The 23,388-nt window shown below is 59.9% G+C and carries 21 protein-coding genes; 10 read left to right on the top strand and 11 right to left on the bottom strand.

What is annotated here, in order from left to right; genetic code table 11:
• Window positions 1–21: 21 nt before the first annotated feature.
• The 5 genes from K7A42_RS03740 to K7A42_RS03720 all read right to left on the bottom strand — a co-directional run bounded on the left by K7A42_RS03740 (window position 22) and on the right by K7A42_RS03720 (window position 3,883).
• Window positions 22–846, bottom strand: coding sequence for a class I SAM-dependent DNA methyltransferase (locus K7A42_RS03740; RefSeq protein WP_022556507.1), 825 nt, complete (start codon window positions 844–846; stop codon window positions 22–24).
• 84 nt (window positions 847–930) lie between these two features.
• Window positions 931–1,197: an usg protein gene (locus K7A42_RS03735; protein WP_004442513.1), complete on the bottom strand. Its 267-nt coding sequence runs from the start codon at window positions 1,195–1,197 to the stop codon at window positions 931–933.
• 169 nt (window positions 1,198–1,366) lie between these two features.
• Entirely contained in the window at window positions 1,367–2,197 is an 831-nt protein-coding gene (locus K7A42_RS03730; protein WP_282454875.1) for an ABC transporter permease, read from the bottom strand.
• Window positions 2,194–2,997, bottom strand: coding sequence for an ABC transporter permease (locus K7A42_RS03725; RefSeq protein WP_022556506.1), 804 nt, complete (start codon window positions 2,995–2,997; stop codon window positions 2,194–2,196). Before K7A42_RS03725 ends, K7A42_RS03730 begins: the two co-directional genes overlap by 4 nt.
• A 112-nt stretch (window positions 2,998–3,109) precedes the next feature.
• Window positions 3,110–3,883, bottom strand: coding sequence for an ABC transporter substrate-binding protein (locus K7A42_RS03720; protein WP_004442506.1), 774 nt, complete (start codon window positions 3,881–3,883; stop codon window positions 3,110–3,112).
• 347 nt (window positions 3,884–4,230) lie between these two features.
• Between K7A42_RS03720 and K7A42_RS03715 the strand changes: the two genes are divergently transcribed.
• On the top strand, window positions 4,231–6,429 hold the full coding sequence (locus K7A42_RS03715) for an OmpA family protein (protein ID WP_282454874.1): 2,199 nt from the start codon (window positions 4,231–4,233) through the stop codon (window positions 6,427–6,429).
• Between the two features lie 285 nt (window positions 6,430–6,714).
• On the opposite strand, the gene K7A42_RS03710 is transcribed toward K7A42_RS03715, so the two are convergent.
• Window positions 6,715–7,638, bottom strand: a complete 924-nt coding sequence (locus tag K7A42_RS03710; RefSeq protein ID WP_282454873.1) for a pseudouridine-5'-phosphate glycosidase — start codon at window positions 7,636–7,638, stop codon at window positions 6,715–6,717.
• A 29-nt stretch (window positions 7,639–7,667) separates the two neighbouring features.
• A complete protein-coding gene (locus tag K7A42_RS03705; RefSeq protein ID WP_282454872.1) occupies window positions 7,668–8,609 on the bottom strand; it encodes a carbohydrate kinase family protein in 942 nt (313 codons plus the stop codon).
• A 246-nt stretch (window positions 8,610–8,855) separates the two neighbouring features.
• Between K7A42_RS03705 and recA the strand changes: the two genes are divergently transcribed.
• Window positions 8,856–9,944 carry a recombinase RecA gene (gene recA, locus K7A42_RS03700; RefSeq protein WP_004442498.1) on the top strand — a complete coding sequence of 363 codons (1,089 nt, stop codon included), beginning with the start codon at window positions 8,856–8,858 and terminating at the stop codon, window positions 9,942–9,944.
• A gap of 15 nt (window positions 9,945–9,959) precedes the next feature.
• Here the strand turns inward: recA and K7A42_RS03695 are convergent, their stop codons facing one another.
• A complete protein-coding gene (locus tag K7A42_RS03695; RefSeq protein WP_113381321.1) occupies window positions 9,960–10,181 on the bottom strand; it encodes a hypothetical protein in 222 nt (73 codons plus the stop codon).
• Here K7A42_RS03695 and alaS point away from each other — a divergent pair.
• Complete coding sequence (gene alaS, locus K7A42_RS03690) at window positions 10,180–12,843, top strand: alanine--tRNA ligase (RefSeq protein ID WP_048902720.1); 2,664 nt, start codon at window positions 10,180–10,182, stop codon at window positions 12,841–12,843. The two genes, K7A42_RS03695 and alaS, sit on opposite strands and share 2 nt — an antisense overlap.
• Window positions 12,844–13,048: 205 nt before the next feature.
• On the opposite strand, the gene K7A42_RS03685 is transcribed toward alaS, so the two are convergent.
• Together K7A42_RS03685 and K7A42_RS03680 are read right to left on the bottom strand one after the other, a co-directional pair.
• Window positions 13,049–13,675, bottom strand: a complete 627-nt coding sequence (locus tag K7A42_RS03685) for a glutathione S-transferase family protein (protein ID WP_004442494.1) — start codon at window positions 13,673–13,675, stop codon at window positions 13,049–13,051.
• Window positions 13,676–14,115: 440 nt separating this feature from the next.
• The gene (locus K7A42_RS03680; RefSeq protein ID WP_035210117.1) at window positions 14,116–15,330 is read right to left on the bottom strand and encodes an NADP-dependent isocitrate dehydrogenase; all 1,215 of its coding nucleotides are present in this window, start codon (window positions 15,328–15,330) and stop codon (window positions 14,116–14,118) included.
• A gap of 214 nt (window positions 15,331–15,544) precedes the next feature.
• Between K7A42_RS03680 and K7A42_RS03675 the strand changes: the two genes are divergently transcribed.
• From K7A42_RS03675 to K7A42_RS03645, 7 genes are all read left to right on the top strand, one after another.
• The gene (locus tag K7A42_RS03675; RefSeq protein ID WP_162749614.1) at window positions 15,545–16,075 is read left to right on the top strand and encodes a hypothetical protein; all 531 of its coding nucleotides are present in this window, start codon (window positions 15,545–15,547) and stop codon (window positions 16,073–16,075) included.
• A gap of 282 nt (window positions 16,076–16,357) precedes the next feature.
• The gene (locus K7A42_RS03670) at window positions 16,358–17,191 is read left to right on the top strand and encodes an RNA methyltransferase (protein ID WP_004442488.1); all 834 of its coding nucleotides are present in this window, start codon (window positions 16,358–16,360) and stop codon (window positions 17,189–17,191) included.
• Complete coding sequence (gene murI / locus K7A42_RS03665) at window positions 17,175–17,996, top strand: glutamate racemase (protein WP_004442486.1); 822 nt, start codon at window positions 17,175–17,177, stop codon at window positions 17,994–17,996. The genes K7A42_RS03670 and murI overlap by 17 nt, the downstream gene beginning before the upstream one ends.
• A gap of 387 nt (window positions 17,997–18,383) precedes the next feature.
• Window positions 18,384–18,623, top strand: a complete 240-nt coding sequence (locus tag K7A42_RS03660; RefSeq protein WP_006698773.1) for a hypothetical protein — start codon at window positions 18,384–18,386, stop codon at window positions 18,621–18,623.
• Between the two features lie 187 nt (window positions 18,624–18,810).
• Window positions 18,811–19,449 (top strand): LysE family translocator, encoded by a 639-nt coding sequence (locus K7A42_RS03655; protein WP_004442479.1) that lies wholly within the window; start codon window positions 18,811–18,813, stop codon window positions 19,447–19,449.
• Window positions 19,450–19,483: 34 nt separating this feature from the next.
• On the top strand, window positions 19,484–20,371 hold the full coding sequence (locus K7A42_RS03650; protein WP_022556495.1) for an EamA family transporter: 888 nt from the start codon (window positions 19,484–19,486) through the stop codon (window positions 20,369–20,371).
• Window positions 20,372–20,498: 127 nt separating this feature from the next.
• Entirely contained in the window at window positions 20,499–22,016 is a 1,518-nt protein-coding gene (locus K7A42_RS03645) for an ATP-binding protein (RefSeq protein WP_022556494.1), read from the top strand.
• A 188-nt stretch (window positions 22,017–22,204) separates the two neighbouring features.
• Here the strand turns inward: K7A42_RS03645 and K7A42_RS03640 are convergent, their stop codons facing one another.
• The gene (locus K7A42_RS03640; RefSeq protein ID WP_022556493.1) at window positions 22,205–23,188 is read right to left on the bottom strand and encodes a TerC family protein; all 984 of its coding nucleotides are present in this window, start codon (window positions 23,186–23,188) and stop codon (window positions 22,205–22,207) included.
• Between the last annotated feature and the right edge of the window lie 200 nt (window positions 23,189–23,388).

Here is a 23,388-nt window from a genome sequence, read left to right as displayed (position 1 = left end):
TTATCCACTATCGATGTCGCATCAGCCCTTGAGCTTTGCAATCACCAGATGACCGGGCGTCGGATTGCCGTCCTGCATGCGCACATTGATGTCGGTCACTTCAACCACCTCGAAACCGGTCGCCGCCAGTCTTTCGCGGACATAGGTTTCGGCATGGGCGAAACGCTGGTGCGGGCCGACCATGTAGGGGCGCCCGGCCATGATTTCTTCGGGCAGGGTCTCCGAAGAGAAGATCAGCAGGCCGCCGGCATTGAGGTTTTCGGCGGCGCCGAAAAACAGCGGTTCCAGCGCGCCGAGATAGGGCAGCACATCGGTGGCGGTGATGATGTCGAAGGGCTCGTCGTCATTGTCCTCAAGGAAATCCTCAACTTCGGCGACATAGAGCGTCTCGTAGAGGTCCTTTTCATGAGCGATCTCGACCATGTTTTCGGAAATATCGATGCCGGTGATGTCGTCAGCCATATCGCGCAGCGCTTCACCGGTGAGGCCGGTGCCGCAGCCGAGATCGAGCAGGCGTTTGAAAGGGCCGAGATTGAGCGTCTGCAGCCGCTGGCGCACCATCATGGGCACGGCGTAACCCAGTTGCTCGACAAGAATATCCTCGAAGGCTTCGGCATGCTGGTCGAACAGGGTTTCGACATAGGCGTCGGGCGCTTTGGAAGGCTGTTCGCCCCGGCCCATGGCGGCAATGCGTACGGCTGCGCCACCGTGGTCTTCCGGATCGATGGCGAGGACCTCCTCATAGGCCTTCACCGCCGCGTCCACATCACCGGCCTTTTCAAGCGCGAGTGCGCGGTTATAGGCCTCGGCGAGCGCCTCTTCGTCGATCTTCTGGTTCTTGGTCATCGTGCCTTATCCGTCAGCGTCTTCAATTGACGTTTGCTGTAAGCCGCATCGGGGACCGGCGCAATGTTTATGTGGCGTGAGGGCTTAGTGGAGGATGAACTCCCCTTTGAGCGCGCGCCATTCCTGCGCCGAGATAACCTGCCGGTGCACATAGCGGACGGAATGCAGGGGGCCGTCGAGCTTTTCCTGCCAGAACTTGAGGAAGCCGTGCATTTCAGGAAAATCGGGGGCCAGATCGTAATTCTGCCAGACGTAGGTCTGGAGAACCAGAGGATGGTCCGGCAGGCGGTAGAATATCTGGGCGGTGGTGAGGCCGTAGCCTCTCAGCATCATTTCCATGTCCTTGTTCATGGTGGCGGTTCCCATATCGATGATGACCGATCACAGCGTTGCCGCTGTATCTTAGATGGGAACACGGCAGGGTTAACCCAACCTTGCCAAAAGAATGGATGTGTCACAAATTTGTTATATTTTTCAAAACGTTGGCAGTACTCATTGATGAGTGCTGCCAACGTTGGGCTCAGCGCTTGAGGTGACGGGTCAAGCGGGCCTCCAGCCAGGCCCAGACATGGCGCAGCGTCTCGACGATCGCAAGGTAAAAGATCGCAGCCCAGAGATAGGCCTGATAATCGAAGGTGCGGGAAAAGGCGTAACGGGTCTGGCCCATCAGGTCGAAGACGGTGACGATGGAGACCACCGCCGAACCCTTGATCATCAGGATGATCTCGTTGCCATAGGGGCGCAAAGCGACGATCAGCGCCTGCGGCAGTATGATCTTTCGGAAGGTGATGAACTTGGAAATACCGAGCGACGCCGCCCCTTCGTGCTGGCCGCGCGGCACACTCTGGATCGCCCCGCGCAGGATCTCCGCCTGATAGGCGGCGGTGTTGAGCGTCAGCGACAGGAGGCCGCAATACCAGGCTTCGCGGAAGAACCACCAGAGATCAACGGCTTCCAGCGCCGGGCGGAAGCTGCCGAGACCGTAATAGATCAGGAAAAGCTGCGCCAGCAGCGGCGTGCTGCGGAATACATAGACGTAGGCATAAGCGAGCGCGCCGATGACGCGATTTTCAGACATGCGGGCGAAGGCGATCGGCACGGACAGGATGGCGCCGAGAATGATCGAGCTGCCGACCAGCGTGATTGTGGTGATGAGGCCATCGATATAACGGGGACCATACCGTTCAAATTTGTCCCAATCCCAACCCTCGATCATCGCAAATAACAGCCCGGCGGCGAGAAGCAGCCAGAGCGTAATGACAGCGATGCCGACGACACGGGAGAGGTTCAGCGGTTTGTCCGCAACGATGGGCGCTGGGCGTGGCGGAATGAGTTCCTTGATATGGCTCATCGTCTGGCCTCCGACTTGCGCGACCAGCGATCTATGAAACCGATGCCGATGGATGAGAGGAGCGCGAGAATGAGGTAAAGCAGGCAGGCGATGCCGTAGAAAAAGAAGGCTTCCTTGCTGACGCGGGCGGCGATGCCGGTCTGGCGGATGATATCGGCAAGGCCGATGATCGATACGTAGGACGTGTCTTTCAGCAGGATGACCCACAGGTTGGTCATGCCGGGAAGGGCGATCCGCACCAGCTGCGGAATGATGATGAGCACCATGGTGCGGCTGCGGGAAAGACCGAGCGCGTCACCCGCCTCGTATTGCCCTTTCGGTATCGCCTTGAAGGCCGATAGAAGCACCTCCGATGCATAGGACGAAAACACCACCGAAAGCGCCACCATGCCGGCAACGAAGGCGTTGATTTCGATGGGGCCGGTAATGCCGATGTAACCTGCCACGGATTGCAACAGCATCTGGATGCCATAATAGACGATGAAGAGCGTCAGCAGTTCGGGTAGGCCACGAAAGATGGTGGTATAGATTCCGGCGGCCAGCCGTAGCGATTTTTCTTCCGATTGCGCGGCGAGCGCGATCAGGAAGCCGATCAATAGCCCGACTGGCAGGGTGGCAAGCGCCAGCGAGATCGTGACCTTGACGCCGAAAGCGATTTCATCGCCCCAGCCCGCATCGCCGCAGGCGACGAGAGTGCCGTTTCCGAAAAGCGAGAAGAGACCGACCGGCCCGCAGAAGGGATCGAGAAGTGTCGAGACATAGGTCCAGAACGCACCTATGGCGGAAAATGCTCCGCTCATGCCAATTTTCCCCTGCGGTCTTAAGCCGCCGTGATTGTTATGGTGACGTTTTCAAACAAAAATGGCGGAAGGGCAAGCCTTCCGCCACGAGATTTCAACAGATCGAACCGGCTTACTCGCCGTAAACGTCGAAATCGAAGTATTTTTTGTTGATCTCCTGGTACTTGCCGCTGGCGCGGATGCCGGCAATGGCAGCCGTGAACTTGTCGGCCAGCGCCGTGTCGCCCTTGCGAACGGCAATGCCTGCGCCGTTGCCGTTGATGTCGACGTCGACCTTGAGCGGTGTCAGGATCTTGCAGCACTTGCCGGCATCGGTCTTCAGCCATTCCGACAGCACGACGATATCGTCGATGACGGCGTCAATACGGCCATTGGCGATGTCCAGCTTATATTCGTCTGCGGTCGGATACATCTTCACGTCGGAATCCGGGAAGTGTTTTTCAGCGTAGTTGGAGTGGGTGGTGGAGCCCTGTGCGCCGAGCGACTTGCCCTTGAGATCGTCGAGGGACTTGATCGGCGAATCCTTCGGCACGGCGATCGCCGGCGGCGTGTTGTAATATTTCTTGGAGAAGTCGACTTTCTGGAGACGTTCCGGGGTGATCGACATGGACGCGATGATGGCGTCGAACTTCTTGGCCTGAAGGGCGGGGATGATGCCGTCCCAGTCATTGGTCACGAAGGTGCACTCGGCCTTCATTTGTTCGCACAGCGCCTTGGCGATGTCGATATCGAAGCCGGTCAGCGTGCCGTCGGCTTCGAGATTGTTGAAGGGCGGGTAGGCGCCTTCGGTGCCGATGACGATCTTGTCCTGCGCGAGAGCCGCGCCGGAAAAGAGCGAGATGGCGGCAATCGATACGGCTGCGAGCAGACGGGTGGAAATAGGCATTTCGATCCTCTCTTTTGGTCGTTCATCCGCGGTCTGTTGTTGTTTTCAGTGCGGACGCCATGGGCGCCAAGGCGCGGCAGGACGGAGTATACCGCCTGTGGCCTTCAGCGCGGATGTGATTATTCATCCGCTTGGTCAAAAAATGCAACTGCAATATTAGCGACCTTCTTTGTGCCGCAGAGCCTCCACGAAAAGGCCTTGATCTGTTCATTTCCGGTACAGAAGGCTTTGGTCATCATGGGAACCGGAGCGTGTGTAAGGCGTTGAACAGCGCCTGCGTGCCAAGCCGGGCCCACGACGTCGCGTCATTCGCGACCCATAAAATGACGGCAGATGAGGAAGCACTGATGCTGAAAAAGAAAAACACATTGCTGACCGGGGTGGTTTTTCCACTCATGTCTCTCGCGATCGCGGTTGAGCCAGCAGCGGCAGGCTTTGCCGGCGCGGCCCGCGCCCAGGCGCCTGTTTCTCAAACCGCGCCCGGCCAGATAATCCTGGCGCAGGCGGAGCCGGCGCAGGAAAACCCCGAAGAAGAACTCAAGAAGAAGCGTCAGCGCGCCGAAGAGGCGCAACCTGCCGAACCGAAGCGTGAAGAGCGCGCACCGGAGCCCCAGCGCGAGCCGGAGCCCAAGCGCGAAGCGCCGCCGGAACCACAGCAGCGTGAAGCCCGCCCGGAGCCTGCGCCGGCCGAGCAGCCGCAGGAGCGTCCCCGCCAGCCTGAACGGGCGCAGGAGCCGCAGGGCGAGGGTGAACAGCGCCCGGCTCGTCAGCGTGAGGCCGCGCCTGAAGCTGCGCCTGCCGAACAGCAGCCGAAGGAACGTCCGCGCAACCCGGAACGGGCCGAGCAGCCTGCAGGCGAGGGCGAACAGCGTCCCGAGCGTCCCCGTAAGGAGCGTGCGAAGGAGCCTGCGGCCGAACAGGAGCCAGCAGCTCGCCCTGAAAATGCCGAGCAGCCGGCCAAGCCCCGTGAGCCGGCACCCGCCAAAAAACCGGCAGTAGAGGAAAAGGCCCCGGAACAGAAAGCCGAACCGGCCGAAAAAGCCGTTCCCGAGAAAAAGCCTGCCGCTCCCGAGCCCGCCGCGAAGGAAGCACCTGTTCCGACAGAAGCGCCGACGCCCGCGCGCCCACCGGCACCCGAGGCCCAGCCAAACCCTGCACCTGGCCGCCAGCCTTCCGAACAGCCGCCGGTAGAAGGTCAGGGTAGAACGGAACCCGCAGCCCCGCTGCCAGGCGCGCCGACCCCGCCGCCGAGCGGTGCGACGACCGGGCAGGCGCCTGCCGGCGAACCAGTGCCGAACCAGGTTGCCGTTCCGCAGACGGAAGCCCCGCCGATGACGAAGGAGGAGCTGGACAAGGCCAAGGCGATCGCCAAGGACCCGTCCAAGACGGCCGACACCGTCATCCTGCCGGTCGACAAGGGTGCTGCCGTTCTCGACAGCGACAAGGAAGTGGAGCGCTCCGGCAACCGCCAGACCCGCGAGGAACGCCGTCGTGAACGCGAACAGGCCGGCGACTTCAAGGTCCCGACCTCCGACGCCGAGGCGCAGCGCGCCGGTGCTGCTGGAGGCAAGGCTCCGCCGCCACCCGTAAAGCTGGAAGCCATCACTTCCCAGCAGGGCGAGCGCATCGACCGCCGCCCGCAATATGAGCGGCCGGACGGCGTGCGCGAATGGCAGCCGCGCGAGGGTCGTCCGCGTGATCGCGATGGCGATGCGCCGATCATCCTGCAGTTCGGTGACCGCGTCGTCGTTCGTGGCGATGACAACCAGCGCTTCATCCGCGATGGCGGCGAGCCCTATTACGAGCGCCTGCAGGGCGGCCGTGTCCGCGAAACCGTGGAGCGCCGGGATGGCACGCAGGTCGTGACGATCCGCAACCGTTATGGCGACGTGATCCAGCGTTCGCGCATTGACGATCGCGGCCGCGAATATGTGCTGTTCTACGCACCGGAGCTGATGGACGATCCGGACCGCGATTACGTTTATCGCGACCCCGGTCTCGATCTTCCGCCCATGCGTCTGCGCATTCCCGTGACGGACTACATCATCGACACGTCGAGCGATCCGGATCGCGATTATTACCGCTTCCTGGAACAGCCGCCTGTCGAGCCGGTGGAACGTGTCTATTCGCTGGATGAAGTGCGCTATTCGGCTCGTATCCGTGACAAGGTGCGCCGTATCGACCTCGATACGATCACCTTCGCGACCGGCAGCGCTGAAATCCCGATGGCGCAGGCTCGCTCCTTGCGCAAGGTGGCCGACGCAATCAACAAGGCGCTGGAAAAGAACCCGGCGGAAACCTTCCTCATCGAAGGCCATACCGATGCCGTTGGTTCGGATGAAAGCAACCTCGTACTGTCTGACGAGCGCGCTGCCTCCGTCGCCAACGTGCTGACCGACGTCTACGGCATCCCGCCGGAAAACCTCGCGACGCAGGGTTATGGCGAGCGTTACCTGAAAGTCCAGACACTCGGCCCGGAACAGCAGAACCGCCGCGTCACCATCCGCCGCGTGACGCCGCTGGTGAAGCCGGTCGCTCAGAACTGATCGGGTTCAAATAGAAAAACAAGGCCCGGAAGCGAAAGCTCTCCGGGCCTTTTTATTGCTTACGATGTCCCCAGCGCCGAGGCGTTTGGCAGAACTTGATCATCCGCAATCCGTCACCCCGGACCAGATCCGGGGTCCAGCGTGATCAAGTCCTTGATCACGAAAGACTCTTTTACGGCGCAGACGCGCCGCGGCTGGATGCCGGATCTAGTCCGGCATCACGGAGGCGAGGTTTTCGAACCCTGGCGTCACCCGCAAGCTTGAGGATGATCCCAACCCCGACGGTTAGCTCAGCGCCACCGCAATCTCAGCCGCTAATTGCGCGTTGTTGCGAACCAGCGCGATATTGGTTTCGAGGCTGCGACCATCCGTCAGGCGCAAAATGTCACCCAGCAGATACGGCGTGACCGCCTTGCCGGTCACTTCATCCCGCTCGGCATGGGAGATGGCACGGTTGATGTAGATTTCCATTTCCTCGCGCGGAATTTCGTCAGCTTCTGGCACGGGATTGGCCACCAGCATGCCGCCATCGATACCGAGCTGTTCGCGGGTTACCTGGAAGTTGGCGATTGCGGCCGGGCTGTTGAGCGAAAGCGGGCTTGGCAGGCCGGAGGAGCGAGACCAGAAGGCCGGGAATTCTTCCGAACCGAAAGTGACGACGGGTACGCCGTTGGTTTCGAGGACTTCAAGCGTCTTTGGAATATCGAGAATGGCTTTCGCGCCAGCGCAGACGACGATGACGCCCGTCTTGGCAAGCTCGGTCAGATCTGCGGAGATGTCGAAAGTCTCTTCAGCACCCTTGTGCACGCCGCCGATGCCGCCGGTCGCGAAAACGCGGATACCGGCGCGGGCAGCGGCAATCATGGTGGCGGCAACCGTCGTCGCGCCCGTGCGGCGCTCGGCGATCGCAAAGGCGATATCGGCGCGTGAGACCTTCATGGCGTCGGTAGTCTGGGCAAGCGCCTCTAGCTGGTCTTTCTCGAGGCCAATATGCAGGGTGCCATGAATGACGGCGATGGTGGCCGGAACCGCGCCCTGATCACGGATGATCTGCTCGACGCTTTCCGCCATCTCGATATTGCCGGGGTAGGGCATGCCATGGGTGATGATGGTCGATTCAAGCGCGACGATCGGCGCACCGCGCTGCTTGGCGGCGGCAACTTCCTGAGAATAGACGATGGGCAGGAGAGGGGAGATGGGGCGGGTCATTTCATCTGTTCCAGTTTTTAAAAGCGGGTTCATGCCAGCATTTCAGCCTGGGGAACAAGCCCCAACATGGCTTCGACACTGTCTTTTGATAGGTCGTGCGCGGTGGCAAAGGGCGATTGCACGGTGATTGCAGCTGCCGCAGCGCCCCGTCTCAGGGCTTCGGCAATCGTCTTTCCTTCGGCAATGGCGGCGAGGTAGCCAGACGCCATGGCATCGCCCGCACCGGTTACATCCTTCACTTCGCGGATGAGGGGCGGGTGGAGGATTGCTTTTTCATTTCCGTCGAAGGCCACGACTTCGCTGGCGCCGCGGGTGACGACGCCGCCGGAAAGCCCGGCCTTGCGCAGGATATCCGGCCAGTCACGAACGTCAGCGGCCGTCTCGCCGGTGAGCGCGCGCGCTTCCGCCTCGTTCATGAAGAGGATGTCGATGTCGGCCAGCGCCGCTTTCAGCTTCACGGCCTTGGCCGGCGAAATGGCTATGGCCGCCAGCGGCTTTTCGCAGGCGCGGGCAACGAGGCCAAGTGCAGCCAGCGTGTCCTCGGGCAGGTTGGCGTCGCAGAGCAGGATATCGCTTGCGGTGATGGCCTCCCGGACGGCGCGGACCTTGAGCCGGCGCGGCGTGAAGAGCTTGTAGAGGTCCATGTCGGCAAGCGCGATGACGAGGTTGCCGTCACGCTCCAGAATGGCGGTATAGCTCGGTGTGCGCCGGTCGAGGAAGGTGAACGGCGTGTCCTCCACGCCAGCGTGTCGTGCAGCCTCCGCAACGGCTTCTCCCGTCACGTCGCCGCCGCGCGGGGCGATGATCCTGACTTGAAAGCCGAGCCGGGAGAGATTGCGTGCAGCATTGAAACCGCCGCCGCCCGCCTCTTCCATCCAGGAGCCGGGGTTGCTGGCGCCCGGCGCCGTTTCAGTCTCGATCATGCCGCGCCTGTCGATATGCGCGCCGCCCAGAACGAGTATTTTCTTCACGCTTGCATTTCCCTCTCTGGCGGATGGTAAGGCCGGACGATTCGGCCTAAACTGACGTCTTCCTGACCTCGCCTCCGGTTTGCGGCAAGGGGCCGCGCACAGAAAAACGAAAGCAGAACAAACGACTTATCACTATTTGTTTTCAATATGCTGGCTCAGCCTTGTTAAATGAGAACAAATAGAGTACATACCGTTCCCATACTGCTACATTGCCTGTGCGGCTTCAATAACCTAAAGGTGGTTCGGATGGCACAAAATTCTTTGCGTCTCGTAGAGGATAAATCGGTGGATAAAAGCAAGGCACTGGAAGCGGCGCTCTCCCAGATCGAACGGTCGTTCGGCAAGGGATCGATCATGAAGCTCGGTTCCAATGAAAATGTGGTTGAGGTGGAGACCGTTTCGACGGGTTCGCTCAGCCTGGATATCGCGCTCGGCATCGGCGGACTGCCGAAGGGGCGCATCATTGAAATTTACGGTCCGGAAAGCTCGGGTAAAACGACGCTGGCGCTGCAGACCATTGCGGAAGCCCAGAAGAAGGGCGGCATCTGCGCCTTCGTTGACGCCGAACATGCGCTTGATCCGGTCTATGCGCGCAAGCTTGGCGTGGATCTGCAGAGCCTGCTGATCTCGCAGCCGGATACGGGCGAGCAGGCGCTTGAGATCACCGATACGCTGGTGCGCTCCGGCGCGGTCGACGTTCTCGTGGTCGACTCCGTTGCGGCGCTGACGCCGCGGGCGGAAATTGAAGGTGAGATGGGCGACAGCCTGCCGGGTCTTCAGGCCCGCCTGATGAGCCAGGCGCTGCGCAAGCTGACCGCTTCGATCTCCAAGTCGAAGTGCATGGTCATCTTCATCAACCAGATCCGCATGAAGATCGGCGTCATGTTCGGTTCGCCGGAAACGACGACCGGCGGTAATGCGCTGAAGTTCTACGCTTCCGTTCGCCTCGACATCCGCCGTATCGGCGCTGTCAAGGAACGCGAAGAGGTTGTCGGCAACCAGACCCGCGTCAAGGTCGTCAAGAACAAGATGGCGCCGCCTTTCAAGCAGGTGGAATTCGACATCATGTATGGCGAAGGCGTTTCCAAGACCGGTGAGCTTGTCGACCTCGGCGTAAAAGCCGGTATCGTTGAAAAGTCCGGTGCCTGGTTCTCCTATAACAGCCAGCGTCTGGGGCAGGGGCGTGAAAACGCCAAGACCTTCCTGCGCGACAACCCCGATACGGCAAACGAGATCGAGCTGGCGCTGCGCCAGAACGCCGGCCTGATTGCGGATCGTTTCCTGCAGAATGGCGGTCCTGATTCCGGCGATGACGGCGACGGTGACGAAGGCTGATCCTGCCGTCGAGCTTCAGGCATCCGTTGCCGGATCGCCTGTCTCGATGTGAATCGAATTGAACAAAATGGGCCGTGCGATTTCTGTCGTGTGGCCCTTTTTCTTTGTCGGTACGCCTTCGCTGACCTCGATGGCTGGACAGGGCAGGATGCGGACGATAAAAGCCATTGATTTTGCAATATAGCCATCATTTCCGATGGCGGTGATGGACTCCAGCTGTGAGCGGTGTGTGGGCATGAGCGGTGTAAATGAAATTCGGTCGACCTTCCTCGACTACTTCAAGAAGAACGGACACGAGATTGTGCCCTCCAGCCCGCTGGTGCCGCGCAACGATCCGACGCTGATGTTCACCAATGCCGGCATGGTGCAGTTCAAGAACGTCTTCACCGGTCTGGAAAGCCGTCCTTATTCTACTGCGGCATCCGCGCAGAAATGCGTGCGCGCTGGCGGCAAGCATAACGACCTCGACAATGTCGGTTATACCGCCCGTCACCACACCTTCTTCGAAATGCTCGGCAACTTCTCCTTTGGCGATTATTTCAAGGAAGAGGCGATCACGCACGCCTGGAACCTGATCACCAGGGAATTCGGCATCGACCGCAATCGCCTGCTGGTCACGGTTTATCACACCGACGACGAGGCCTTTAACCTCTGGAAGAAGATCGCCGGTTTCTCCGACGACCGCATCATCCGCATCCCGACCAGCGACAATTTCTGGGCGATGGGCGATACCGGACCCTGCGGCCCCTGTTCCGAAATCTTCTACGACCATGGCGATCATATCTGGGGCGGCCCGCCCGGCTCGCCGGAAGAGGATGGCGACCGCTTTATCGAAATCTGGAACCTCGTCTTCATGCAATATGAGCAGGTGACGAAGGAAGAGCGCATCGACCTGCCGCGCCCGTCGATCGATACCGGCATGGGTCTGGAGCGTATCTCCGCATTGCTGCAGGGCAAGCATGACAATTACGATACGGACCTGTTCCGCGCGCTGATCGCCGCTTCCGTCGAAGCGACGGGTGTTCCGGCTGAAGGCGAAAAGCGCGCCAGCCACCGCGTCATAGCCGACCACCTGCGGTCGTCTGCGTTCCTGATCGCCGATGGCGTGCTGCCTTCCAATGAAGGCCGCGGTTATGTTCTGCGCCGCATCATGCGTCGCGCCATGCGCCATGCCGAACTGCTCGGCGCGCGCGAGCCGCTGATCTACAAGCTGCTGCCGTCGCTGGTGCAGCAGATGGGTCGCGCCTATCCGGAACTGGTCCGCGCCGAAGCGTTGATCTCCGAAACCCTGAAGCTTGAGGAAACCCGTTTCCGCAAGACGCTGGAACGCGGCCTGTCGCTGCTGTCGGATGCCACCTCGACCCTGCACAAGGGCGACATGCTGGATGGCGAGACTGCTTTCAAGCTTTACGACACCTATGGTTTCCCGCTCGACCTGACGCAGGACGCACTGCGCGCCCGCGAAATCGGCGTCGATATTTCCGGCTTCACGGATGCCATGGAGCGCCAGAAGGCGGAAGCCCGCTCGCATTGGGCCGGTTCCGGCGACAAGGCCACCGAAACGATCTGGTTCGAACTCAAGGAAAAACTCGGTGCCACCGAGTTCCTCGGTTATGACACGGAAACCGCCGAGGGCGTCGTGCAGGCCATCGTCAAGGATGGTAAGGCCGTCGAAAGCGCTGTGGATGGTGAGACCGTGCAGGTCGTGGTCAACCAGACGCCGTTTTATGGCGAGTCCGGCGGCCAGATGGGCGATACCGGCGTCATCTCCGGCGATAATGGCGCTTTTGCCGTTTCCGACACCCAGAAGCGCGGCGAAGGCCTCTTCGTTCATATGGGCACCGTCTCCAAGGGCGGCCTGAAAGTGGGCGACGCCGTTCAGTTGACGGTCGATCATGACCGCCGCTCGCGCCTTCGCGCCAATCACTCCGCCACCCACCTGCTGCATGAGGCGTTGCGCGAAGTGTTGGGCACCCATGTCGCGCAGAAGGGTTCGCTGGTCGCGCCCGAGCGCCTGCGCTTTGACGTTTCACATCCGAAGCCGATGTCGGCCGAGGAGCTGAAGGTCGTCGAAGACATGGCCAACGAAATCGTGTTGCAGAACTCGCCTGTCGTCACCCGCCTGATGAGCGTCGATGACGCCATTGCCGAGGGCGCGATGGCGCTGTTCGGCGAGAAATACGGTGACGAGGTTCGTGTCGTCTCCATGGGCACCGGCTTGCACGGCTCGAAAGCCAACCGTCCTTATTCCGTCGAGCTTTGCGGCGGCACGCATGTGGCTGCGACCGGCCAGATCGGTCTCATCCGCATTCTCGGTGAAAGCGCCGTGGGTGCCGGTGTGCGACGCCTCGAGGCCGTAACCGGCCAGGGCGCGCTTGCCTATCTCGCCGAACAGGACGAGCGGGTAAAGGCGCTCGCCTCGTCGCTGAAGGTTCAGCCGGGTGATGTCCTCTCGCGCGTTGAAGGCCTGCTGGATGAACGCAAGAAGCTGGAGCGTGAGCTCGCCGATGCCCGCCGGAAGCTCGCCATGGGCGGCGGTTCGGCGGATGCCGGGGCAAGCGACGTCAAGCAGGTCGCGGGCGTCAACTTCCTGGCAAAATCCCTTGCTGGTATCGATGCCAAGGATCTGAAGGGGCTCGCCGACGAGGCCAAGGCCAATCTCGGTTCTGGCGTCGTGCTGCTGATCGCCGTTTCCGAGGATGGCAAGGCAAGCGCTGTCGCCGCCGTGACGGAAGATCTGACGTCCCGTTTCAGCGCCGTCGATATCGTCCGCACTGCTTCCGCCGCACTTGGCGGCAAGGGCGGCGGCGGCCGACCGGACATGGCGCAGGCGGGTGGTCCTGATGGCGCCAAGGCGCAGGAGGCCATCGAAGCGGTGGCAGCGGCTCTGGCGGCCTGATCGACAGAAAATGAGAAGGCGGGATTTTGGCCCGCCTTTTTCTTGTGAATTTCCGTTTGTGGATGGTTCAGGGACTATTGTGCGCTCGGCAGCGCCAAGCCTGCTGAAGCATTTCCAGCCGAAGCGTGTTCGCTTCGGCGTCGGACAATGCGGTAAAAACAAACACTAGAGCATTTCCGGTGATTCCGTGATCACCGGAAATACTCTAGTCCGTCGCTTTCATATCCTTCGCCGCTTCCTCATCGAGCTGCGCGGCTCGCTTGAAGGCCGGGCGCTCGGTCAGATGCGCCAAGTAGTCGATGAAGGCCGGGCGTTTTTCAATCGTGCCGAATTGCAGGCCCCAGCCGACATGGGCGCCGACATAGACATCCGCGGCGGTAAAAAGATCGCCGGCGATGAAGCGGTTTTCGCTGACGGCCCGTTCCAGCGTGTTCATCACATCCGCATAGCTGCCGCAGCCGGCCATACGCAATTTTTCCTTCGGCACTTCAAAACCCATTGCCTTCATGCTCGCCGCCATTTCCAGCGGGCCTGCGGCAAAGAACATCCAGCGGTAATAAAGCCCGCGTGACTTGGGTGTGGGCGCTAGGTTCGCACCGGGAAAGGCGTCAGCCAGATAGGCGCAGATCGCGGCGGCCTCGGTGACGATGGTATCGCCATGTTTGATGGCGGGCACCTTGGCCATCGGATTGATTAGCCGATAGGCGGGCGATTTCATCGAGGTTTCGAAACGAAGTATCTCGGTTCGATAGGGAACGCCCACTTCCTCGAGCATCCACCGCGCGATGCGCCCGCGCGACATGGGGTTGGTGTAAAAGATCAGTTCACTCATGCTCTTTTGCCTCCCCAAGCAAAATCGTCGAAACATCAGGCGAACCCAAAGGGCTTTCGGCCTGCGTTTCATATTTTTTAAGTCCGCAACATCCCTAGCGTCTTTCCAAGATCGCGTGGATGCTACGATGAACGTTTGACTGTGTCGGGCAAGTTGTGTGCAAGTAGATGCTGTTTAATCTTAGTCTTATTGTCCTGCTGGCCCTGGACACGCAGAATCAAATTCTGCGCCTAGTGCAACCGCTAATCAAGATGCCGTGAACAAAAAGAAATCTGCGTTGTGTCAGAGTTTTTTCTCTTGGCTCAACCAGCCGGCACGTAACGATATTTGTTCGCTATCTGGTTGTCCATTTCGGTTCTATTGAACGAATGCCTCGTCTATACCGTGCAAATAAAAAACCCGGCACTGAGGCCGGGTTTTGACGTCTTGGGAAAGCAGGCTTAGGCAGCCATCGCCTTCTTGAGGTTTTCGTCGATCTTGTCGAGGAAGGCTGTGGTGGAGAGCCAGGGCTGGTCCGGGCCGATGAGGAGCGCGAGGTCCTTTGTCATGTAGCCGCTTTCGACGGTGTCGACGCAGACGGTCTCGAGCGTTGCCGCGAACTTTGCCAGTTCCGCATTGTCGTCCAGCTTGGCGCGGTGGGCGAGGCCACGGGTCCAGGCGAAGATCGAGGCGATCGAGTTGGTCGAGGTTTCCTGACCCTTCTGGTGCTGACGGTAGTGGCGCGTGACCGTGCCGTGTGCCGCTTCGGCTTCGACCGTACGGCCATCGGGGGACAGAAGAACCGAGGTCATCAGGCCGAGCGAGCCGAAGCCCTGAGCAACCGTGTCCGACTGAACGTCGCCGTCATAGTTCTTGCAGGCCCAGATGTAGCCGCCAGACCACTTCAGCGCGGAAGCGACCATGTCGTCGATGAGGCGGTGCTCATAGGTGATGCCGATTTCGTCGAACTGCTTCTTGAATTCGGTCTGGTAGACTTCTTCGAAGATATCCTTGAAGCGGCCGTCATAGGCCTTGAGGATGGTGTTCTTCGTGGAGAGGTAAACCGGCCACTTGCGCATCAGGCCATAGTTCATGGAGGCGCGGGCGAATTCGCGGATGGATTCGTCAAGGTTGTACATGGCAAGAGCCACGCCGGCGCTCGGAGCGTCGAAAACGTCCTTCTCGATGACCTGGCCGTCTTCACCGACGAACTTGATGGTCAGCTTGCCCTTGCCGGGGAATTTGAAATCGGTTGCCTTGTACTGGTCACCGAAAGCGTGGCGGCCAACAACGATCGGCTTCGTCCAGCCCGGAACGAGGCGCGGAACGTTCTTGCAGATGATCGGCTCGCGGAAGATGACGCCGCCCAGAATGTTGCGGATGGTGCCGTTCGGGCTCTTCCACATCTGCTTCAGGCCGAACTCCTCGACGCGCTGCTCATCCGGGGTGATGGTGGCGCACTTGATGCCGACGCCGTGCTTCTTGATGGCGTGGGCCGCGTCAACCGTGACCTGGTCGTTGGTGGCGTCGCGGTTTTCAACCGAGAGGTCGTAATATTCGATGTCGAGATCGAGGTATGGCAGGATCAGCTTGTCCTTGATGAGCTGCCAGATGATACGGGTCATTTCGTCGCCGTCGAGATCGACGACTGGATTGGCTACCTTGATCTTTGCCATGAATTCCTCACCTTCGAAGCTGTGGCGCCTGTTGACGCCCATAGTCGGAAAAATATCCGGTGGGGCTATAGCATCGCACGCGCCTGAGGCAAAGCCATGGGGGGCGCTTTTTTGGCGCAGCGCAATAACGCTTTGCGCATTGCCAAACCATAATGCCGGAATACAGTCAGGCGAATCGCTTCGCCCGTCTCTGGGCCTCTACCGGGATCATATCATGCGGAAAATTCTGCTTCTGTCTGCCGCCGCCCTCTTTTCCCACGCCGCCCTCGCCGCCGGTCCCACCGATCCCGTCCAGAAGGTGATGGACATCACCGTCAAGAACTGGTCCGGCGATGCGGAAAACTGGAAATACATATTCGACGAGGACATGCTGACGAGCCTCTTCAGCAAGGAGTTCGTCGCGCAATACCGTGAAGCCTCCAAGAAGCCGGCTTACGAGGCCGAAAGCGGCGAGAAGGGCGATCCATTCGGTTATGATGTCGTGACCAACTCGCAGGATGGCTGCCCGCTGCAGGATGTGTCCGTGATGGCGGGCGCGGTGAAGGATGGCGTGACTGACGTGACGGCCAAATTCAAGCTCTGGGCCTGCATGGATGAGGCGGAGATGAAGGCGACCGTGGACGAGGTGCATTTCGATGTGATCGAGGAGGAGGGGCGGCCTGTCATCAGCGACATTCACCGGGTTGGCGACGAAGGCCGGGACTCGCTGCGTGAGGAGATGGCGAACATCATCAAAGGGGAGTAATGGGTCCCGTTTGAGCCGGTGGAGAGTGATGCGAGGTTTTCGCCACACTCCCCGTCATCCTCGAGCTTGGCCAGAGGATCCATTGATTTCAACGGGTTGTGGATCCTCGGTTCAAGCCCGAGGATGACGGGGTAGCGGTGTTGCTCTCATCTCCAGCAACGCCGAGCGGGTGTGCGCTCTCTCCGACTTTGATTTTAACGGCAATCTGTGCCAGTGAAGCGCGCTTTACGGTATCGGCGTCAAAGTCTATGCCGCGCTTTTAAAAACAACGGACAAACAACGATGGCAGGCACAAACAGCGAGCTTGAACTTCTGGCGGAAGGCCCGGCGATCATTCTGGTCGAACCGCAGCTCGGCGAAAATATCGGCATGGTGGCGCGAGCGATGGCCAATTTCGGGCTTGCCGAGCTGCGCCTCGTCAACCCGCGTGATGGCTGGCCAAGCGAAAAGGCGCGCTCCGCCGCTTCCAAGGCCGATCACGTCATCGACGCGACGACGGTGTTCGATACCCTGGAAGAGGCGATCAAGGATCTCAATTTCGTTTATGCCACGACCGCGCGCGAGCGTTATGGGTTCAAGCCGGTACGATCGCCAGTCACTGCGGCCGATACGCTCCGGGCAAAATTCAAGGCGGGCGAAAAGACAGGCATCCTGTTTGGTCGTGAACGCTGGGGCCTGACCAATGAGGAAGTGGCGTTGGCCGATGAGATCGTGACATTTCCGGTCAACCCCGCCTTTGCATCGCTCAATATTGCGCAGGCCGTGCTCCTGATGTCCTATGAGTGGATGAAGTCAGGCATGGACGATCTGGGCGAGACGCTTTTCCAGTCCGTCGAGCAGCGGCCTTCGACCAAGGAGCAGGTTTTTGGCCTGTTTGAACATCTCGAGGAAGCGCTGGATGCGCGCGGTTATTTCCATCCCGCTGAAAAAAAGCCGAAAATGGTCGACAATCTGCGTGCCGTGCTGTCGAGACGCGGTTTTTCCGAGCAGGAAATCAGTGTTTTCCGCGGCGTGATCAATTCGCTCGACCGTTTTCCCCGGCAGTGGCCGAAGCAGGCCGGTCGGGCAACGGGGCCATCGGCCGAGGGAGCAGGGGAGAATGCTGAAGACGAGTGAGGCGGCCACCGACGTGCTGAAGCCGGTGCTGGTGTTCGATTCCGGCATTGGCGGGCTGACTGTGCTGCGCGAAGCGCGCGTGCTGATGCCCGAGCGCGGTTTCATCTATGTGGCCGACGACGCCGGTTTTCCCTATGGAGGCTGGGAGGAGGAGGCGCTCAGGGCGCGCATTCTCTCGCTTTTTGAAAAACTGCTGCAGGATTTCAGCCCGGAAGTCTGCGTCATTGCCTGCAATACCGCCTTCACGCTTGCCGGTGCCGATCTGCGTGCCCGGTTTCCGCAGATGACCTTTGTCGGAACAGTACCCGCCATCAAACCGGCGGCGGAGCGCACCCGTTCCGGCCTCGTCTCCGTTCTGGCGACGCCCGGCACCGTCAAGCGTGCCTATACGCGCGATCTCATCCAGTCCTTCGCGACGCAATGCCATGTCCGCCTTGTCGGCTCGGAAAACCTTGCGCGCATGGCCGAAAGCTGGATCAGGGGGGAGCCGGTGTCGGAAGAGGCGGTGCTTGCCGAAATCGAACCCTGTTTTATCGAAAGCGATGGAAAACGCACCGATATCGTCGTTCTCGCCTGCACCCACTATCCTTTCATGGCCAACGTGTTTCGCCGTCTGGCCCCCTGGCCGGTAGACTGGCTCGATCCCGCCGAGGCAATTGCAAGACGTGCCCGTCATCTGGTGCCGATGCCCCAGGATGCCGAACACCCCGATGGATTCGACTTCGCCGTCTTCACATCAGGCAAGCCGGACTTTGCCACGCGGCGGCTGATGCAGGGTTTTGGCCTCAGCGTCTCCGTGTCCTGATTTCCCTTCCATGAGTCTGTTGCATTTTTGCACCTTTTTGCGACTCTTTACAATTCGAGATTGCGACCTCTTGTCGCGCCGGATTTCCTGTGTAAGGTGTTTCTCGTCTGTAACCGCTATAAATGGAGGCGTGGAATGACCAATGACATGAATATGCGCCTTAACGGCATGTCTGGCCTTTCCGGCATGAATATCGGCGGTAATGGGATGCGAGGCATCTCCCTCCGATAAGGCTTAGGCCTGATTTCCCTGCCGTTTGGCGTTTTCATTTCGTTCGACATGTGACCTGCGCGTTTGTGCGGCATCATTGCTGTGCCCGTCGTTTCGTCCTGTCGTCTTTCATCGATAAAGGACCTGGCCGCTTTGCCGCGCCGGGATGGATTTCCCATGCAAAAAAATCAACCACTGGTAGCATATGCGCTGCCGGATGCGGTGGACCGTCTGTTCGTCACATTCGGCGTCTGGAAAACTCTCAAAGCGGTTCTCATTGCCGCTGTCGTGCCCCGCGCGCCACCAACTGACCCTGCCGATCTGCCGGAGCGCCTTCTGGTCGATATCGGCCTCGACCCTTCGCGCGTGAAGCGGCGGCGAGACTGGGAAACGCCCTACTGGGCGCCGCGGTTTTGACAATGGTGGCCTCTTCCGCACGCACATGCGGGAGAGGCCGGTCCCAGTTTGACCGCGGAATACGGAGAAACTCGTACCGGGACGTTTCCCGGGGGCATTAGGAGAGAGCTGCACAGCTCGTACAATCCGGCTTGAAGCAAAACATTTTCCGTGGCTTGCTCAAGACTCGGGATAGAGGAGATTCATCATGCCATTGGAAAACTGGCTGGCCTTCGTGGCCGCGTCCGCCATCATGCTTGCCATTCCAGGACCGACGATCCTGCTGGTCATTTCTTATGCGCTGGGCCATGGCCGCAAGGCGAGCACGGCAACGGTGACAGGCGTGGCGCTCGGCGATTTCACCGCCATGACGGCCTCGATGTTGGGGCTTGGGGCGCTGCTCGCCACATCCGCAGCGCTTTTTACCGGGCTGAAATGGATCGGTGCGGCTTACCTCATCTATCTCGGCATCAAGCTGTGGCGTTCGCCGGTTGGTGGCGAAGGTACTGATGGAACCGGCGTGACGGGCCGGGAAAGACCGCTCAAAATCTTCCTGCATGCCTATATCGTTACCGCGCTTAACCCGAAGAGCATCGTGTTCTTCGTGGCCTTTTTGCCGCAGTTTCTGGTGCCGACATTGCCGTTCTGGCCGCAGGTGCTGATTTTCGAGGCGACGTTCCTTGTGCTTGCCACTGTCAACGCGGCGCTTTATGGACTTCTGGCAAGTGCCGCCCGTAATACGATCCGCAAGCCGAAGGTTCAGCGGATTGTCAACCGCACGGGCGGTGGCCTCCTGATCGGCGCTGGTCTCGTTGCCTTTGGCTGGAAGAGGGCGGCCAGCGTATGACGCCCTCCATCGACTGACATTCGGACATAATAAAATGGCATTGCCGCATATACTTCTGGCCCTGGTTACCGTGTTTTTGTGGGGCTTCAACTTCGTTGTCATCAAGATCGGCGTCAACGATATGCCGCCGCTGTTTTTGACGGGGGTTCGTTATCTCTTTGCGGCAGTGCCACTGGTGTTTTTCCTGCCCAGGCCCAATGTGCCCTGGCGGCATATGATCGTTTACGGCATGGCCATGGGTTTTGTGCAGTTCGGCCTGCTTTATCCGGCCATCAAGCTCGGGCTGCCAGCGGGGCTTGCTTCGCTCGTCATGCAGTCGCAGGCCTTTTTCACGCTGGCGCTTGCCGTGGTGTTCCTCGGGGAACGGCCGTTGCCGTCGCAAATCCTCGGTGCAATCATCGCTTTTGGCGGGCTTGCGGTCATCGGCGTCGAGCGCATGACGGCGGCGGCGCTGGTGCCGCTTCTGATGGGCGTCGGTTCCGCCATTGCCTGGGCCTGCGGTAACATCGTCAATCGCCGCATCGGCCAGGTCAATGCGGTCTCCTTCGTTGCCTGGACGAGCCTTGTGCCTGTTCTGCCGTTGATCCTGCTTTCGCTCGTGGTGGAGGGTCCTCGGGCGATAGTCGATGGGGTGATCAATGCGACGCCGACCATGGCGTTCGTGGTGATCTATATGGCCTATGGTGCGACAATTGTCGGCGCTGGTATCTGGAGTTATCTGCTTCTGCGGTATCCGGCTGGAACGGTGGCGCCGTTTTCTCTACTGGTGCCCGTCGTTGGCTTCATCAGCGCCTATCTGGCTTTTGCGGAACATATCACAGTCTTCGAAGTGGCCGGCGCAGCGCTCGTGATTCTCGGCCTGGCGCTCAATGTCTTCGGGCGGCGTATTGCCTTTGCCCGCGCCTGGCGCCGTCCTGCTTAGGCCGGAACGCAAATGCCTGTGCATTACCGGCATAGGCGAGACGCAATCGACGATTTTTTGGTAAAGAGCATGTTCGGCCGCCGCGAGGGGAATCGGCCGGATCTGAGGCAGTACGAGGAACGGAACATTGCAGGTCGGCATCGACATGGGAACTCTATCGGGCGGGCAGCAGGCCAAGCTCGATATTGAAGAATTGCTTGCGACGCGTTTGCTGGTGCAGGGCAATTCCGGTTCCGGCAAGTCGCATCTGCTGCGCCGGCTGCTCGAGCAATCGGCGCCATGGGTGCAGCAGGTCATCATCGATCCCGAGGGTGATTTTGTTACGCTGTCCGATAAATTCGGCCATGTGGTCGTGGATGGCGAGCGCACGGAAGCCGAGCTCGCGGGCATCGCCAACCGCATTCGCCAGCATCGTGTTTCCTGCGTGCTGACGCTGGAAGGTCTCGATATCGAACAGCAGATGCGGGCGGCCGCTGCTTTCCTCAACGGCCTGTTCGATGCCGATCGCGAATTCTGGTATCCGGTGCTTGTGGTGGTGGATGAAGCGCAGATGTTTGCGCCGTCGGTTGCCGGTGAAGTCACGGAAGATGCACGCAAGGCTTCGCTTGGCGCGATGACCAATCTGATGTGCCGTGGCCGTAAGCGTGGTCTTGCCGGCGTCATCGCCACGCAGCGACTGGCCAAGCTTGCCAAGAACGTGGCCGCGGAAGCCTCTAACTTCCTGATGGGCCGTACCTTCCTCGATATCGATATGGCGCGCGCTGCCGATCTGCTCGGCATGGACCGGCGGCAGGCGGAAATGTTCCGCGATCTTCAGCGCGGCAATTTCGTGGCGCTCGGCCCGGCGCTTTCGCGCCGTCCGCTGCCCATCGTCATCGGGGCGGTGGAAACCTCGGCGCGCTCCTCTTCACCGAAGCTGATGCCGCTGCCGGATGCGCCGCAGGACGTCGAAGACCTGATCTTTACGCCGGACCCGGAAGAATTCACGCGTCCCGCAGTTCGTCGCACACCGCCGGCTCCGCGTCCAACAACGGATATTCTGGCTGAATTGTCCCGGTCTACTCCCGCGGCCGTCGGTCCAGCGCCGGAGCAGTCGCCACGTGCGGGCCAGCCGGAAATAACGCCGGAAGAGCGCGAGGAAAAGATTTCAGCGGTTCTCGTCGAAATTCTCGATGACCCTCAATCCGCCTATCGTACCGATGCCGTGCTTTATCAGGATTTTCTGGTGCGCGCCCGCATGCGCCGCATTCCCGGCACGCCGATGACGCTGGCGGAGTTCCGCCGGCAGGTGGCGATTGCCCGTTCAGGCGTTGATGCGGCAATGGCGGCAAGCGAAGGCTGGGAGAAGGCGCTGGAATTGTCGATGTCGGTCTCCGATGACCTGCAGGGCGTTTTTCTGCTGCTCGTCAAGGCAGCGCTCGGCGAGGAACCTTGCCCGTCCGATGCCCGAATTGCCCGCGCCTACGGCACCCATTCCGCCCGCCGCGCACGGCGTCTCCTTAGTTATTTCGAGGAGAAGGAGCTTGTGGTGGTGCATGCCGATTTCTCCGGCAAGCGTATCGTGGCATTTCCCGATCTCGACGCAAAAACCGCGCCCGGCGATGCGGATGCGGCTGAGGATGATGCAAGGCTGGCGGCGGAGTGAGGGTGCGGCGGGTTTGTTTGCGTCGATTTATTCCCCCGTCATGCCGGACTTGATCCGGCATCCAGCCACGGCGCGTCTGCGTCGTGAGAAGAGTCTATTGCGATCAAGGACTTGACCGCACTTAACCCCGGATCAGGTCCGGGGTGACGGCGTGTGAGGAGGCGTTTCCGCCTCCTCATTGCTTGACCTTACTCGATGGCTTTCGTTTCCTTGCGTGTCGCGATCAGCGAACCGACGACGCCGGTGACGAGAATGGCGACGGTGACACCCAGCGAAACGGCCGGCGGAATCTTGGCGATGCCGAGCATGTCAGCGACGAAGATTTTCGAACCGACGAAGACCAGAACCGCAGCCAATGCATATTTCAGGTAGGCGAAGCGATGGATCAGGGCGGCAAGCGCAAAATAGAGGGCGCGCAGGCCGAGGATCGCGAAGATGTTCGAGGTATAGACGATAAACGGATCGGTGGTGATCGCGAAGATTGCGGGGATCGAATCGACGGCAAAGATGAGGTCGGCGATTTCGACCATGATGAGCGCCAGGAAGAGCGGCGTCACGAAGGTCTTCAGTTTTCCGGTTGTCTCATCGGTTTCCTTGACGAAGAACTTTTCGCCATGCAGCCTGTTTGTCACTGGCAGGTGACTGCGCAGGAATTTCAGGATGCGGTTGTTGCCGATGTCGTTCTCGTCATGGTCGGAGGAAAACAGCATCTTGAGGCCGGTGAAGACGAGGAAGGCCGCAAAGAGGTAAAGGACCCAGTGGAAGTTTTCGACGATGGCCGCGCCGCCGGCGATCATGATGCCGCGCAGGACGATAACGCCGAGGATACCCCAGAGCAGGACGCGGTGCTGGTATTGGCGCGGAATGGCAAAATAGGAGAAGATCATGGCGATGATGAAGATATTGTCCATCGCCAGGCTTTTTTCGACCACGAAGCCCGTGACATATTCCATGGCGGACTGCTGGCCGGATTGATACCAGATCCAGCCGCCAAAGGCGAGGCCGATGGCAATATAGAAGCCTGACATCAGCAGGCTTTCACGAACGCCGATTTCCTTGGAATTCTTATGAAGTACGCCGAGATCGAGCGCGAGCAGGCCAAGGACAAGAGAAATAAAGACACCCCACATCCAGGTGGGTGTGCCGAGAAAATCCGATAGAAGAAAGTCCATCAGTCAACCTTTAGCCGGACGAGGTTGGCTTTACGGATGGGGAACGCGTGTCAAGAATATACGTGGGCCCCAACCTTAACAAACTCGACATCACGTGTTGTCCGGTAACACGCCAGAGGGGCCCGAGTTCTGATCACGATGGAGAGATGGGTGGGCGCTTTTGCTTTTCAAGGGCAGACTTTAGAAAAAAGCGAAAGGCC

The sequence above is a fragment of the Agrobacterium sp. InxBP2 genome, assembly GCF_026191755.1.
Taxonomy (GTDB): Bacteria; Pseudomonadota; Alphaproteobacteria; order Rhizobiales; family Rhizobiaceae; genus Agrobacterium; species Agrobacterium pusense.
The sequence above is the reverse complement of the archived record's forward strand: the minus strand, read 5'-3'. Positions and strand labels throughout refer to the sequence as shown.

What these genes read in the sequence shown, in the direction of transcription:
- K7A42_RS03695 (WP_113381321.1), bottom strand. Translation starts at nt 10,181, where the DNA reads ATGCCCACACACCGCTCACAGCTGGAGTCCATCACCGCCATCGGAAAT.
- K7A42_RS03655 (WP_004442479.1), top strand. Translation starts at nt 18,811, where the DNA reads ATGCCATTGGAAAACTGGCTGGCCTTCGTGGCCGCGTCCGCCATCATG.
- K7A42_RS03720 (WP_004442506.1), bottom strand. Translation starts at nt 3,883, where the DNA reads ATGCCTATTTCCACCCGTCTGCTCGCAGCCGTATCGATTGCCGCCATC.
- K7A42_RS03660 (WP_006698773.1), top strand. Translation starts at nt 18,384, where the DNA reads ATGCAAAAAAATCAACCACTGGTAGCATATGCGCTGCCGGATGCGGTG.
- K7A42_RS03710 (WP_282454873.1), bottom strand. Translation starts at nt 7,638, where the DNA reads ATGACCCGCCCCATCTCCCCTCTCCTGCCCATCGTCTATTCTCAGGAA.
- K7A42_RS03685 (WP_004442494.1), bottom strand. Translation starts at nt 13,675, where the DNA reads ATGAGTGAACTGATCTTTTACACCAACCCCATGTCGCGCGGGCGCATC.
- K7A42_RS03680 (WP_035210117.1), bottom strand. Translation starts at nt 15,330, where the DNA reads ATGGCAAAGATCAAGGTAGCCAATCCAGTCGTCGATCTCGACGGCGAC.
- K7A42_RS03730 (WP_282454875.1), bottom strand. Translation starts at nt 2,197, where the DNA reads ATGAGCCATATCAAGGAACTCATTCCGCCACGCCCAGCGCCCATCGTT.
- K7A42_RS03725 (WP_022556506.1), bottom strand. Translation starts at nt 2,997, where the DNA reads ATGAGCGGAGCATTTTCCGCCATAGGTGCGTTCTGGACCTATGTCTCG.
- K7A42_RS03670 (WP_004442488.1), top strand. Translation starts at nt 16,358, where the DNA reads ATGGCAGGCACAAACAGCGAGCTTGAACTTCTGGCGGAAGGCCCGGCG.
- recA (WP_004442498.1), top strand. Translation starts at nt 8,856, where the DNA reads ATGGCACAAAATTCTTTGCGTCTCGTAGAGGATAAATCGGTGGATAAA.
- K7A42_RS03650 (WP_022556495.1), top strand. Translation starts at nt 19,484, where the DNA reads ATGGCATTGCCGCATATACTTCTGGCCCTGGTTACCGTGTTTTTGTGG.
- K7A42_RS03640 (WP_022556493.1), bottom strand. Translation starts at nt 23,188, where the DNA reads ATGGACTTTCTTCTATCGGATTTTCTCGGCACACCCACCTGGATGTGG.
- K7A42_RS03715 (WP_282454874.1), top strand. Translation starts at nt 4,231, where the DNA reads ATGCTGAAAAAGAAAAACACATTGCTGACCGGGGTGGTTTTTCCACTC.
- K7A42_RS03735 (WP_004442513.1), bottom strand. Translation starts at nt 1,197, where the DNA reads ATGAACAAGGACATGGAAATGATGCTGAGAGGCTACGGCCTCACCACC.
- K7A42_RS03675 (WP_162749614.1), top strand. Translation starts at nt 15,545, where the DNA reads ATGCGGAAAATTCTGCTTCTGTCTGCCGCCGCCCTCTTTTCCCACGCC.
- murI (WP_004442486.1), top strand. Translation starts at nt 17,175, where the DNA reads ATGCTGAAGACGAGTGAGGCGGCCACCGACGTGCTGAAGCCGGTGCTG.
- alaS (WP_048902720.1), top strand. Translation starts at nt 10,180, where the DNA reads ATGAGCGGTGTAAATGAAATTCGGTCGACCTTCCTCGACTACTTCAAG.
- K7A42_RS03740 (WP_022556507.1), bottom strand. Translation starts at nt 846, where the DNA reads ATGACCAAGAACCAGAAGATCGACGAAGAGGCGCTCGCCGAGGCCTAT.